Raw genomic sequence first — 12084 nt, forward strand, 5'->3', positions numbered from 1 at the left:
GTGATCAGCCTTCTCCTGGCGGCGGCCCTGCAGGCCGCCGCGCCGGCCGCCGCCGATCCGCTGGCTCCGGCCCGGATCGGCGACCTGCAGTGCTATGGCGCCGACCCGGTCCGCAAGACCTGCCGGGCCATGGGCGGCTACAGCTTCGCCGCCGACGGCCAGATCCTGAACAAGGCCGAGGTGGTCCTCCAGGACGCGCCCCTGGTGACCATGACCACCGTCTCGCCGGTGACGGTTAAGGACGGGGCGATCTGCGGCCCGCTGTCGGGCGTGGACAAGGCCCAGATCGCCGTGCGGGGACGCCGCCTGCCCGAAGCCGACGCCGCCCCGATCCGGGCCCGGCTCCTGGAGTCGATGGCGCCGATGCTGGGCAGGGAGGTCTGCACGACCTACCGGCGCAGCGGCGAGTGGTGGATCGCCGAGGTCACGATGGACGGCCTCGCCCGTCAGGACATGAACGACACCCTGCTGTGGGTGCCGCCCTCGGCGGGCTACAGCGTACAGCCCTGATCTGGCCAGCCCTGGCTAGGTCTCAGGGTCCGGCGTCGCCTCCATCCAGCGGATTTCCTCGTCGGGCAGGAGCCGCCAGTAGAAGTACAGCATCATCGCCATCACGCCCGACAGCGAGTGCCACAGCAGGCCATGCGGCTGGAACCAGCTGTCGGACTTGCACATCCATTCGCCGGTCTGCGACGCGCCGCGGAAGAAGGCCGCGGCGCCGAAGCTGAGCAGGCCCATCACCCAGAACATCAGGGCCGAGCGCATCCAGCCTCTCGGCGACAGGCCGATGCGAAGGCGGTCGAACCAGCGCACGTAGCCCATCTTCTTGAGGTCCGTGCATTTGACCCAGATCTCGGCGAAGACGTAGGCGAAGACGATCACCGCGATCAGGATGGTCGAGCCGTCCTCCATGCCCGGCAGCGCGTTCAGGCCGGTGAACAGCGCCACCGCGCCCAGGTAGATGACATAGAACCAGCCCTTCATCTGGCAGCGTCGCCGGAACGTGTAGAGCGGCAGGAAGCAGGTGAAGACGTACATCGACATGCCGTCCAGCCAACTGACGGTCGCCGACAGCGAGGCGTGCAGCCACATGCTTCCCAGCCCCAGGAACAGCACCGCGAAGACGTAGACCTCGGGAATCCAGCTGTCGGGGTCGTGGAAGAGATTGAGCATCCTTCGCCTCGCGCGGTCGCGCTGGATCAGGAGCAGCACGATCAGGGACGTGGCGATCGCGTAGAGATTGCTCAGCGTGTTGACCCACTGCCGCACGCCCGGCTTGCCGGAGACGACGTCCTGCGGATCGAAGGCCTCGCAGTAGCAGGTGTCCGGGTGCAGGAAGTCCGGATAGTCGGTGCGCGGGATCTTCTTGAGCACCTGAACATGGGTGACGGGGTCGATGTTGGTGCAGGAGTCCGGATGTTTCGGCCAGCCCAGCACGGCGAACAGGATGAGGGCGGTCATCAGGACCACCGTGCCGCCGCCCCACACGAAATAGCCTCTGATGGGCATTGTCGGATCCCCCGGCTCGCGACCTGGGAGCGCACGCCATGGGGATGGTGCGCCACCAGGTTGCGCATCATGGCATGGTCGCGCTTAAGTGCAACGGGCGCCGGCCGGCGCGCGCTGGCGCCCGCCGGGGATTTTTTTCAGCGCCATGTCGGAACGCGCCGCGCTCCCGCGTCCTTGAAGAACAACAACCTGCAAGGAGGACGTCATGTCCTATGTCGATGGTTTCGTGCTCGCGGTGCCCAAGGCCAGGGTCGAGGACTACAAGGCCCTGGCCGCGCTGGCCGGCAAGATTTGGATGGAATACGGCGCGCTGTCCTATGTCGAATGTCTCGGCGACGACACGCCCTATGGCGAGCTGACCTCGTTCCCGCGAGCGGTCCTGGCGACCGACGACGAGATCGTGGTGTTCTCGTGGATCACCTACAGGGACAAGGCCTCGCGCGACGAGATCGTGGCCAAGGTCATGGCCGACGAGCGCCTGAAATCGGATATGGCCAACATGCCGTTCGACGGCAAGCGCATGATCTTCGGCGGGTTCACGCCGTTCCTGGAGCTGTGAAACGCGGACACCCTCTCCCAGAGGGAGAGGGTGGGCCCACCGCGTAGCGGTGGGAGGGTGAGGGGGACGCCTTTACTGGTTTGCACGAGCGCGCTGTCGGCTCGCCGTCTGACGTTTTACACCCCCACCCTCCCATGCCTCGCGCGGGTCCCTCCCTCTCCCCTCGGGAGAGGGTTTCAGACCTCAATAGAAGAACCGCTCCTCGGCGATCTTGCCGTCGCGGATCGTGTAGAGGCCGACCTCGTCCAGGGTGGTGCGTTCGCCGGTGGCCTTGGGCGTGACGTCCATCTTGAAGCCGACCACGAACTGGTCGCCGTTGACGAACGGGCCGGTGATCTCAAAGCCGTGGACCTCGTTGTTGGCGGCCCACCATTCGCCCTTGCCGCGCACGGCCGCCTTGCCGGCGATGCGGGCCATGTCGCCGGGCATGGCCTCGATGCTGACCACGTCGTCGGCCCAGTATTTCTCGCCGGCCTCGTCGAACTTGCCGGCCTTGCAGAGGGCTGTCAGGTCGGCGGCGATGTCTTGGATGCTCATGACGAGGCTCCTTGAAGGGGGAAGGGAACGGCGCGGACCGTCCGCCACCCGGAGCCTTCGCGCAAGGCCGTTTGTTCTCCATCGGTTCTGGTTCGGCGCGGTTGCTGACAGGCGGTGTCAGCAGGGACAGGCGGCCGTCTTCTGGTCTAGCCTGCCGCCATGACTCGCACGTCCTTCCCCGGCTTCGCCGCCGCCGACCTGGCCTTCCTGACGGGGCTGGCGGCCCATAACGACCGCGACTGGTTTACCGCCAACCGCGCCGTCTACGACGATCGCCTCAAGCCGACCCTGGCGGCCCTGATCGACGCCCTGAACGGGGCCCTGGCGGCGCGCGACCTGCCGCTGGCGGGCGACCCGAAGAAGAGCGTGTTCCGCATCCATCGCGACGTGCGGTTCTCCAAGGACAAGCGGCCCTACAAGACCCACGTCTCGGCCACGCTCACCCGCGACGGCCAGAAGCTGTCGCCCGGCCTCATCTATGTCCACATCGAGCCGGAGGGCGGGCCGGCCCCGGCCTTCGACCCCGAGACCATCGACCCCCTGGACCCCTCGACCCTGCCGTCGGCCCAGGACCCGCAGGCCGGCTATTTCGGCCACGGCCCGTTCGCGGCGGCGGGCTTCTATCTCAGCGAGCGCCCGCACATCGACGCCTTCCGACGGGCCATCGCCGCCGACCCCAGGGGCTGGACGGCGGTGGAGACGGCCCTGACCGCCAAGGGCCTTGTGCTGGAGCCGGGCGAGCCGACCAAGCGCATGCCCAAGGGCTTCGAGGACCAGGCCGGCGGCCCGCTGGAGGCGGCCCTCAAGCGCACCCGCTGGCTGGTCCGCCGCCCGCTGACCGGCGCCGAGATCGACGGTGAGGGGCTGGCGGAGGTCATCGCCGACTTCGCGGCCGACGCGCGGCCGCTGCTGGCGTTCGGGTGGAAGGCGCTGGGGTAGGGGGCGGGCTCCGAACCACGGAGGGCTGGTGTTGGGCCCTGGTCGGACGTCGAGAAACGCGGTTAGCTCGACCATGGCCTTGAGATGGATCATCCTGATCGCGCTTAGCCTCGCGCTGTCCTCGTGCTCGGACATCGGCTTCGACGGCCCCGCTCGTCGGTATTCCGGTGTCTGGCTCTACGAGTTCGAAGGCTCGACCTTCGTCGAAGGCGCCACCGCGGTTCCAAAGGCGCGCCCCTCCTACGGGGAGACGGATTGGCTGGAATACCGGTTCGACCAGCCCCGCCTGGGTCGCCTCGTCGAACAGGTCGGATACGACGACCGCCGGGGCTGCTACACCGTTCAGCCGTTCTTGGTCACCTTCATCGGCCATAGGACGCAACGTCCCTTTGGAGTCGGCCACATGGGGCTGTGGCGTTCACAGGTGACGGTGCATAGGACGATCTCGTTCGAACGACTTGGCCCTGCATTCTGCTACGACAGCTAGGTCCGCCCCGCGCCATGTCCCTTCGCCGGTGTTGGGCCCAAGGTCGGGTTCCTGGCTTGGGACTGATTTCCGGACCCGACCCACAGCGGACTTAGAGCCCGGTGCGGATCTTCTGCGCTCTATGCCGTATGGCCTGCGTAGCCCCTGACTTGCTGAGAAGTCCTAGTGCCTCAGCAAGGCGCGGCGTAGGTGCCATCTCAGCAGCCCAAGCGAGCGCCATTGAGGACCAATGTTCCGCCCCGCTTTCGAGCCCCGTAACCACGAGGCTTTCGATAGGAAAATGATCTAGCGCGTCCAATTGTGCGCTGTGAGCACGAAGCCCAGTTTCGAGTGCGGAGAGCGCTTCTGTGCGGCTCATCTGTAGGAGCGGCAACAGAAAAATTGGACTTGTGCCATCACGAAGCTCGGTCGCCGAGGACGGTCCAATGACTACCCAATAGCCCTGGTCCGACAGACCAAGCCGCAGCCCGGCTTTATCCAGCTTTGCTGATGGGCGGTACCGGACCAGTTCGTCTGGCCGCTCGTGACGAGGCTCGTTTCCCATTGTTCGGCGTCAATGTTCATACAGCTAAGCTAGCCGGTACAATGTCTGCTCACCACCCCTAGCCGAAGTTGGAGTCGTCCGCTCTCGAGTGGCGCCCTTGGGCGACACCAGGTATACCGGCGACACCAGCACGCTTGCTGGCGCCAATCCTGGCCAGACACCTGGGCGCCCACCATGATGGAACTGGATCCAGCCTGCTTCTCGTCGGACTGCCCGAGCCGGGCGCTGTTCGATCAGATCGCCGACAAGTGGTCCATGATGGTCCTGACGGTCCTGGGCGAAGCGCCTCACCGGTTCAACGCCATCCGGAGGCGGCTGGAAGGCGTCAGCCAGAAGGCGCTGACCCAGTGTCTTCGTCGACTCGAGCGGAACGGCCTTGTCACCCGACGCGTCGTTTCGCTGTCGCCGGTCGCCGTGGAGTACGAAATCACCGCGCTCGGCCGCACGCTGCTAAAGCCGTTCGGCGCGCTCCACCAGTGGACGCTGGACAAACTGTCCGAGGTCGATGCGGCGCGCCAGGCGTTCGACGTCCGAGAGTCGGACGGCGGGTTCAGCCATGCTCACGCGGGCAATCCGCGCGACTAGGCGGTCGCGGCATGGCCAGTAGGTATCCTCGCGCCTACCTGGGCGACCCAAAGTGCCTGATTGACGCCTAGTGCACTCGGTATACCTAGACGTCCAGGCATACTGGAGCGTCGCATGACCCCTCACGATCGATAGGCAAGGGCCACCAAGCCGACAGCTTTGTTCGACGGTTGGACGTCCGACAGAGCGACCCTTTTCACACTCAAAGGACCACCTTCCACCGGCGCTGAAGCGCCGGTCGAGACCGTGCATGCATAAAGGCAGCGTGAATGACTGATCTTAAGCTTCTGGCCCCGCTGACAACCGAGGCCTTCGAATTCAAAAACCGAGTGTTCATGGCGCCGATGACACGGGCGAGATCCCCCGACCGCGTCGCGAACGAGATGACCGCCCTCTACTACGCCCAGCGCGCCACCGCCGGCCTGATCATCTCCGAAGGCGCGCAAATCAGCGCGCAGGCGATTGGCTGGACGAACACGCCGGGAATTCACACGGCCGAGCAGATCGAGGGATGGCGAAAGGTCACGCGAGCCGTGCACGACGCCGGCGGGCTCATATTCGCTCAGCTCTGGCATACGGGTCGGGCGTCGCATCCGGACTTTCATGACGGCGCCCTGCCTGTCGCGCCGTCGGCGGTTCCCTTCAACAGCCAGGCCTTCACGCCGGAGGGACCGAAGCCGACCGTCACCCCCCGCGCCCTGACCCTCGATGAGATCAAAAGCACGATCGGGGATTACGAGGCGGCCGCTCGCGCGGCGAAGGCGGCGGGTTTCGATGGCGTCGAGGTGCATGGGGCCAACGGCTACCTGCCGGCGCAATTCCTCGAGGACGGCTCCAACAAGAGAACCGACGCCTATGGCGGCCCTGTCGAGAACCGGGCCCGTTTCCTGCTCGAAGCGACCGACGCCGCCATCCGGGTCTTTGGGCCGTCCCGTGTTTCCGTCAGGCTCTCACCGCGCGTGCCCTACAACGACATGGGCGATAGCGACCTGGAGGGCACCTACATGTTCGCCGTCGAGGCGCTCGAAGCGAGGAAGGTGGGTATTCTTCACTTCATGGAGCCGGCGCGGCTCCCGGAGGGTCTCAAGCCGCTCGCGCCCGAGGCGAGAAAGCGGTTCTCCGGCCTGTTCGTGGTGAACGTGGGATACGACCGTGAAAGCGGCGAGCGGGCGATAGCGGACAACCTGGCGGACGCGGTAACGTTCGGAACGCTCTTCATCAGCAACCCGGACCTGCCGGAACGCTTCCGTCGGGACGCCGCCTTGGCGCCGTCCGACCCGTCCAGCTACTATGTGGGCGACGAGCGGGGCTACACGGATTACCCGCCCCTCGGCTGAAGTCATGAGGTTCTAGTCTTCACCGTCCATCCCGTCGCTTGCCCCACGACCCAAGAGAGTGACGGGATGGTCCTGCACGAGTAGGAGTTCCTTGCCCGCCCCATTACGGTAGCGGTATCATAGCATAAATCATACTATGTCGGGGCGGAAATGACGATGAAGACGCTTCTGGCGCTCGCGCTGAGCTTGGTTTGCGGCGTGTCGGCCGCATCGGCGACGAAATGGCCGGGCGGCGCCAAGGCGGCCGTGGTGCTGACCTATGACGACGCGCTGGACTCCCAGCTCGACCATGCCGCGCCGGTGCTGGACGCCGCCGGATTCAAGGCGACCTTCTTCCTTACCGGCCTGACGCCGGCGGCCGTTCCGCGTTGGCGCGCCTTGGCCGCGGGAGGCCACGAACTCGGCAATCATACCGTCTTGCACGCCTGCCCCGCCTCCGGTCCTTCCGCCGACCGCAGCCGCTCTTCCGACGCCTATACGATCGACGGAATGCTGAAGGAGATCGAGCAGCAGAATGCTTTTCTGACCTCGCTGGACGGCAAGGCGGCCCACGGATTCGCGGCGCCGTGCGGCCAGACCCTGGCGGGCGGCCGCGACTATCTCGAGGCGCTCAGGGCGGCGAAGTTGGTGACGTATGCGCGCGGGGTCTATACCTCGCCCGACGATCTCCGCGCCGACGTAGGCCGCATGGATCCGATGCATACCCCCTCGCGCGGCTTCCCCGAGGGGGTCACGGGCGCGCAGCTGATCGCGTTCGCCAAGGAAGCGGAAGCCGGCGGCGGCATGGCGGTCTATCTGTTCCACGGCGTTGGCGGCGACTATCTGCAGGTCTCCGACTCCGCGCACCGCGAACTGATCGCCTGGCTCGCCGCCCACCGCGGCGAGATTTGGGTGACCACTCTGCGGGATGCGTTGGACTGGGCCCAGGCGCACCCGGACCCGCGACAATAGCGGGGGGCAAACCCCAGAAAATTCAACGCCCCGAAACTGTCTCGCCCCCCATCCGTCCTCACGCGCCCGGACCGCCCGCATGCTCACGGCCATCCCGTCGCGGTTTGCTCCGGACTGACGTGCTGACGCTTCTCAATGCGCCGTTAAGGCTGTCGGCGCACAGTCGTCTCCATTCCGCCGGCCCACGACCCGCCGGCCCGGCGGCGCCCAGGGAAGACCGTCATGTCCTCGACCGTGACCTCCAGCTTTCGCCGCACCCACGACCATTTCGAGCCCCAGGACACCGATCCCCAGACCCAGCGCCGCCTGCGCGGGCATCTGGAGCAGATCGACTACACCGCCTTCGCCTCCAACACCGCGGTGATCGCCCAGGTGGTCGGCAAGAGCGACGGCGGCAAGTTCCAGCGCCTGGCGGTGGCCGCCGCCCTGGCCCGGTCGCGCTGGGTGGCCGAGGCCGTGGCCATGACCGAGACCGGCTCGGCGATCACTCCCGAGCAGACGGCCCGCCTGGCGGCCCTGCGCGCCGCCTACGAGGAGCTGGCCGAGGTCTACGAGGCCATGCGGCGCATGGTCGAGCGCGGCTACCTGACCTACAGCAACCCGATGGTCACCGAAGGCGGAAACGTCGTAACGCGATAGTGAAACGGAAATACGCGCATGAGTTTCATCTTGCGCTAACGTGCCGCCGGCTCATTCCGAGCGCGGAGGCATTCCCATGTCGGCCTATCCCATCGCCATCTATGGCAGCGGCCTGTTCCAGGACGGCTATCCCAATCCGCCCGTGCCCTACACCCAGCAGGCGGCCCAGCTGAATGCGGGGATCACCACGGTCATCCTGTGGTCGATCCACATTCATCCGGGCGGCGACCTCTATCTCAACGACACGCTGTTCGTCAGCGGCGGCCAGATCAAGTACGCCGCCGACGGGACCAGCGGCGTCAATCCGAACTTCCCGGCCCTGGTCAAGGCGCTGATGAACGGCGGCGGCAGCGTCCGGGACCTGATCGTCTCGGTCGGCGCCTGGAGCACCACCAGCGACTTCACCGCCTGGCTGGACGCCCGCGACCAGGTGAAGGCCAATCTGGGCGCCCTGGTCTCGGCGTTCGGGGTGACCGGCGTGGATTTCGACTACGAGTCCGAGGACGGCTACACCAGTGACGACCAGGCCATGATCGTGGCCCTGACGCTGGACGTCGGTTCGATGGGGCTTTACGCCACCTATTGTCCGTACACGGCGACCAGCTTCTGGACCGGCTGCCTGGCCGACGTCTACGCCCAGAACGGCCAGAAGCAGGTCGTCAAGTGGATGAACCTGCAGTGCTATGCGGGCGGGGCGGGCAACTCGCCCACCCAATGGGCCCAGGCGGTCCAGGCGGCGGGCGCGACGGGCGTGTCCGACCCCTACGCCTTCATCGTGCCGGGCTTCGCGGTGCTGGGCGCCGACGGCTTCGGGCCCGGGCAGATGCAGGAGACCTTCGCGGGCTTCGCCGGGACCGGGATCACCGGCGGCTTCCTGTGGAACAGCAGCGGAATCTGGTCGACCGAGGTCTCGGGCGGCGGCAAGCCCACGCCCGCCGACTACGCCCAGGCCATCAGCGACGGCCTGGCCGCCACGGCCAAGCCGCGCGAGACGGTCGAGGCCTGATCCGAAGCGGCGCGTCGGCCTTGGGGCCGGCGCGTCGTCGATACCTAGGCGGGAACCTTGTCGCCGCGATGCAGCGGGTCGGGCAGGGGATCGCCGGCCTTCACGAACTGCAGCGACACCGAATTGATGCAGTAGCGCAGCCGGGTCGGGGCCGGGCCGTCCGGGAAGACGTGGCCCTGATGGCTGTCGCAGCGGGCGCAGCGGGTCTCGATGCGGACCATGCCATACGAGGTGTCGCGCACCTCCTTGACGTGGGCCGGATCGAACGGGGCGTAGAAGCTGGGCCAGCCGGTGCCGCTCTCGAACTTGGTGCGGTATTCGAACAGCGGCAGGCCGCACTCGCGGCAGCAATAGACGCCGGGGCTCTTCTCGCCCAGCAGGCCGCCGCAGAACGGGGCCTCGGTGCCGTGGTGCAGCAGGACGCGGGCCTCCTCGGCCGTCAGGTCGGCCTCCAGGCGCTGGCGTTCCGGCTCGGTCGGCGGGGTCAGGTCGAAGCCGCTGGAAGACTGGGGAGCGGAGAGGGGGGCTGTGTCGGTCATGGCCGGCAATATGGGCGCTCGGCGAACATTCCGGTAGGGGGCCGGTAGAGGGCGGCGGCCTGCTGACAAGGGCGGTCGCGCCGGAGCATAAGACGGGCGCAGGCGTTCGTTCCGAACCGCCGAGAGGACCCCGTCATGACCGTCGCCGTCGCTTTCCTGCAACCGGGCTGGGCCGACTGGGAGGCCGGGCAGGTGCTGCCCGCCCTGCGCGAGTACTACGGCGTGCAGATCGAGATCGCCACGCCGGACGGCGAGCCGCAGACCTCGATCGGCGGGGTGCTGGCCGCCGCCGACTACCGGTTCTCCGACCCGGTGCTGGCCGACGCCGACGTCTTCCTGCTGATCGGCTCGGACGCCTGGCCGGCCTATCGCGACGCGGCGTTCGACGGCCTGCTGCGGCAGGTCCACGCCGACGGCAAGATCGTCGGCGCCATCTGCGGCGCGACCGTGGCCGTGGCCCGGGCCGGGCTGCTGGCTGGCAAGGCCCACACCTCGAACGGCGCGGACTGGCTGGCGGGCCACGCGCCGGCCTACGCCGGGATCGAGCGCTATGTCGACACGTCCAAGGCGGTGGCCGACGGCAAGCTGGTCACCGCCGCGGGTTCGGCCCCGGTGACCTTCAGCGCCGCGATCTGCCGGCTGGTGGCGCCGGAGGGCCAACACGACGACTATGTGGCCATGTTCGCCCGGGAGTTCGAGGGCTGACTTGGCGTCGGGGACAGGCCCATGGGCCTTTCCCCGATCGTCTCCGCCTGGAACCCTATTTCAGCGCCGCCGCCGCAATTCGCGCCGCCTGGCCGTCCTGGGCGCCGGAGCCGCCCGAGACGCCGATCGCGCCGACGATCTTGCCGTCGACAATCAGCAGTTCGCCGCCCTCGATGGCCAGGGCGCCGGTGAAGATGGCGTTGAGCGTCCCGCCCTTCACCGCCTCCTGGAAGTAGGCGGTCGGCCGGCGGAAGTTGGCGGCGGTCTCGGCCTTGCGGCGAGCCACGTCGTTGGAGCCGTACTGGGCGCCGTCCATCTTCTCGCTCAGCACCAGGGCCCCGCTGGGCTCGACCACGACGATGACCATCGACCAGCCCTGCTTGCGCGCCTCGGCCTCGGCGGCGGCCGCCGCGACCTTGGCCTCGGCCAGGGTGACCGGGCGGCCGTAGGGCGGGGCTGGCGGCGGGCCGTGGGGCGCGGCCGAGGGGGCGGGACCCGGCGCGGCGCCGGTCTGGGCCAGGGCGGAGCCGGCGGCCAGGACGCCGGCCAGGGTCAGCAGCGCGAAGGCGGGACGAAGCATCGACAGTTTCCTCTCAGGCGGCGCGACCGGCGGGCTGGCGCTGGTCGTCGCTCTTCGTTGCGGCTCCTCATGGAAACCGGTGTCATGGACCATGTCACGCGGCGGCGCCGTTGCAAACCTCCAGCGGCCTGATAGCCCTGTCCAAAGAGACAACGACAAAAGCTTGGGGACCGGCCGCATGTTCGAGAAGATCCTGATCGCCAACCGGGGCGAGATCGCGGTGCGGGTGATCAAGACGTGCCGTCGGCTGGGGATATCGACGGTGGTGGTCTATTCGGACGCCGACGCCGACAGCCTGGCGGTGGAGATGGCCGACGAGGCGGTGCACATCGGTCCCTCGCCGGCGGGCCAGAGCTATCTGGTGGCCGACAAGATCATCGCCGCCTGCAAGGCGACGGGGGCCCAGGCGGTGCATCCGGGGTTCGGCTTCCTGTCGGAGAAGGCGCAGTTCGCGCAAGCGTGCGCCGACGAGGGGATCGTGTTCATCGGCCCCAACCCGGGCGCCATCTCGGCGATGGGCGACAAGATCCAGAGCAAGGCGTTCGCCCAGGCCGCCGGGGTGTCGTGCGTGCCCGGCCACATCGGCGAGATCGACGACACCGCCCACGCCGTGCGGATTTCCGAGGAGATCGGCTATCCGGTGATGATCAAGGCCAGCGCCGGCGGCGGCGGCAAGGGCATCCGCGTGGCCTGGAGCCGCCAGGACGTGGAGGAGGGCTTCCCGGCCGTGCGGGCCGAGGCGGCCGGGGCGTTCGGCGACGACCGGATCTTCATCGAGAAGTTCATCCAGAGCCCGCGCCACATCGAGATCCAGGTGCTGGGCGACAAGCACGGCAACGTCGTCCACCTGTTCGAGCGCGAATGCTCGATCCAGCGCAGGAACCAGAAGGTCATCGAGGAGGCGCCGTCGCCGCTGCTGGACGAGGCGACCCGGTCGGCCATGGGGGCCCAGGCCGTGGCTTTGGCAAAAGCGGTCGACTACGACAGCGCCGGCACGGTGGAGTTCGTGGCCGGCCAGGACAGGAGCTTCTACTTCCTGGAGATGAACACCCGCCTGCAGGTCGAGCATCCGGTCACCGAGCTGATCACCGGCCTGGACCTGGTCGAGCAGATGATCCGCAGCGCCTGGGGCGAGCCGCTGGCCTTCGCGCAGCAGGACCTGAAGAT

15 protein-coding genes are annotated in these 12084 nt (G+C 67.7%); 11 read left to right on the forward strand and 4 right to left on the reverse strand.

Going from position 1 to position 12084, the window contains the following annotated elements:
• A complete protein-coding gene (locus tag AC07NX_RS21415) occupies positions 1-510 on the forward strand; it encodes a hypothetical protein (RefSeq protein WP_494644576.1) in 510 nt (169 codons plus the stop codon).
• A gap of 15 nt (positions 511-525) precedes the next feature.
• Here the strand turns inward: AC07NX_RS21415 and AC07NX_RS21420 are convergent, their stop codons facing one another.
• The gene (locus tag AC07NX_RS21420; protein ID WP_494644578.1) at positions 526-1509 is read right to left on the reverse strand and encodes a ceramidase domain-containing protein; all 984 of its coding nucleotides are present in this window, start codon (positions 1507-1509) and stop codon (positions 526-528) included.
• A gap of 205 nt (positions 1510-1714) precedes the next feature.
• Between AC07NX_RS21420 and AC07NX_RS21425 the strand changes: the two genes are divergently transcribed.
• Positions 1715-2068, forward strand: a complete 354-nt coding sequence (locus AC07NX_RS21425) for a DUF1428 domain-containing protein (RefSeq protein ID WP_494644580.1) — start codon at positions 1715-1717, stop codon at positions 2066-2068.
• Between the two features lie 183 nt (positions 2069-2251).
• On the opposite strand, the gene AC07NX_RS21430 is transcribed toward AC07NX_RS21425, so the two are convergent.
• The gene (locus tag AC07NX_RS21430; RefSeq protein WP_494644582.1) at positions 2252-2605 is read right to left on the reverse strand and encodes a SnoaL-like domain-containing protein; all 354 of its coding nucleotides are present in this window, start codon (positions 2603-2605) and stop codon (positions 2252-2254) included.
• A 159-nt stretch (positions 2606-2764) separates the two neighbouring features.
• Here AC07NX_RS21430 and AC07NX_RS21435 point away from each other — a divergent pair, with 159 nt between their 5' ends.
• From AC07NX_RS21435 to AC07NX_RS21465, 7 genes are all read left to right on the forward strand, one after another.
• The gene (locus AC07NX_RS21435; RefSeq protein WP_494644583.1) at positions 2765-3544 is read left to right on the forward strand and encodes a DUF2461 domain-containing protein; all 780 of its coding nucleotides are present in this window, start codon (positions 2765-2767) and stop codon (positions 3542-3544) included.
• A gap of 73 nt (positions 3545-3617) precedes the next feature.
• On the forward strand, positions 3618-4031 hold the full coding sequence (locus AC07NX_RS21440) for a hypothetical protein (protein WP_494644584.1): 414 nt from the start codon (positions 3618-3620) through the stop codon (positions 4029-4031).
• A 718-nt stretch (positions 4032-4749) separates the two neighbouring features.
• Entirely contained in the window at positions 4750-5160 is a 411-nt protein-coding gene (locus AC07NX_RS21445) for a winged helix-turn-helix transcriptional regulator (RefSeq protein ID WP_494644586.1), read from the forward strand.
• Positions 5161-5429: 269 nt separating this feature from the next.
• Positions 5430-6497, forward strand: a complete 1068-nt coding sequence (locus AC07NX_RS21450) for an alkene reductase (RefSeq protein WP_494644587.1) — start codon at positions 5430-5432, stop codon at positions 6495-6497.
• Positions 6498-6653: 156 nt separating this feature from the next.
• Entirely contained in the window at positions 6654-7448 is a 795-nt protein-coding gene (locus tag AC07NX_RS21455) for a polysaccharide deacetylase family protein (protein ID WP_494644589.1), read from the forward strand.
• A gap of 222 nt (positions 7449-7670) precedes the next feature.
• Positions 7671-8087 carry a hypothetical protein gene (locus AC07NX_RS21460; protein ID WP_494644591.1) on the forward strand — a complete coding sequence of 139 codons (417 nt, stop codon included), beginning with the start codon at positions 7671-7673 and terminating at the stop codon, positions 8085-8087.
• A 76-nt stretch (positions 8088-8163) separates the two neighbouring features.
• A complete protein-coding gene (locus AC07NX_RS21465; RefSeq protein WP_494644592.1) occupies positions 8164-9093 on the forward strand; it encodes a glycoside hydrolase family 18 protein in 930 nt (309 codons plus the stop codon).
• A gap of 44 nt (positions 9094-9137) precedes the next feature.
• On the opposite strand, the gene msrB is transcribed toward AC07NX_RS21465, so the two are convergent.
• Positions 9138-9632: a peptide-methionine (R)-S-oxide reductase MsrB gene (msrB, locus tag AC07NX_RS21470; RefSeq protein WP_145688467.1), complete on the reverse strand. Its 495-nt coding sequence runs from the start codon at positions 9630-9632 to the stop codon at positions 9138-9140.
• 135 nt (positions 9633-9767) lie between these two features.
• Between msrB and AC07NX_RS21475 the strand changes: the two genes are divergently transcribed.
• A complete protein-coding gene (locus tag AC07NX_RS21475; RefSeq protein WP_494644593.1) occupies positions 9768-10337 on the forward strand; it encodes a DJ-1/PfpI family protein in 570 nt (189 codons plus the stop codon).
• A 55-nt stretch (positions 10338-10392) separates the two neighbouring features.
• On the opposite strand, the gene AC07NX_RS21480 is transcribed toward AC07NX_RS21475, so the two are convergent.
• Complete coding sequence (locus tag AC07NX_RS21480; RefSeq protein ID WP_494644595.1) at positions 10393-10917, reverse strand: GlcG/HbpS family heme-binding protein; 525 nt, start codon at positions 10915-10917, stop codon at positions 10393-10395.
• 178 nt (positions 10918-11095) lie between these two features.
• Here AC07NX_RS21480 and AC07NX_RS21485 point away from each other — a divergent pair.
• Positions 11096-12084 (forward strand): acetyl-CoA carboxylase biotin carboxylase subunit (locus tag AC07NX_RS21485; RefSeq protein WP_494644596.1); only part of this gene is annotated, 989 nt, incomplete at its 3' end.

It is taken from the genome of Caulobacter sp. GW821-FHT09A05 (assembly GCF_059418465.1).